General features: G+C 63.6%; 1 protein-coding gene. It reads left to right on the plus strand.

The window, feature by feature from the left end:
• Nucleotides 1–301: 301 nt before the first annotated feature.
• Nucleotides 302–701 (plus strand): gamma-glutamyltransferase (locus tag EN964_RS36310; protein ID WP_206528840.1); only part of this gene is annotated, 400 nt, incomplete at its 3' end.

The raw sequence follows: 701 nt of genomic DNA on the forward strand, positions 1-701 counted from the left end.
GGCCCCCTCATCCGGCCGTTTTGCGGCCACCGACCCTCCGGGCGTTCGTTGTTCGAAAAGCCAAGCAGTTGGCTTTTGGCCCGCTGCGCGGACCACGCCTCACCCCCGCTGGGGAGAAGAGACTGACGTCAGCGCTGACAACCTCCTCTCCCCTCGGGGAGAGGTCGGATTGCCTCGAATTGCGCTTCGCAATTCAGTTGGCAATCCGGGTGAGGGGGCTCTTCTCACGCTCCCTTAATTGTTAGTGGACTCGATCAGTCCAACACGGTCTTCTAGGCGTCCCCCCGCCCGGAGAACCGCCATGCCTCTCAACCGTCGGACACTGATCGCCGCCAGTCTTTCCATCACCTTCGCCCTCGCGCCGTTGACGGGCGTCTTCGCCGCATCGCCTGCGCCGGCCAAGGGCGAGCACGGCATGGTGGTGACGGCCCAGCATCTGGCGTCCGAAGTCGGTATCGAGGTGCTGAAAAAGGGCGGCAATGCTGTCGATGCGGCGGTTGCCGTCGGCTATGCGCTCGCGGTCGTCTACCCCAATGCCGGCAATATCGGCGGCGGCGGCTTCATGACCATCCGCTTCAAGGACGGCAAATCGACCTTTCTCGATTTTCGCGAGCGGGCGCCGCTGGCGGCGACAAAAACCATGTATCTCGACAAGGACGGCAACCCGGTGAAGGGGGCCAGTCTCGACGGCTATCTTGCGG

Origin of the sequence: Mesorhizobium sp. M7A.F.Ca.CA.001.10.2.1 (assembly GCF_003998575.1) — a bacterium.
In the GTDB taxonomy this organism is placed as follows: domain Bacteria; phylum Pseudomonadota; class Alphaproteobacteria; order Rhizobiales; family Rhizobiaceae; genus Mesorhizobium.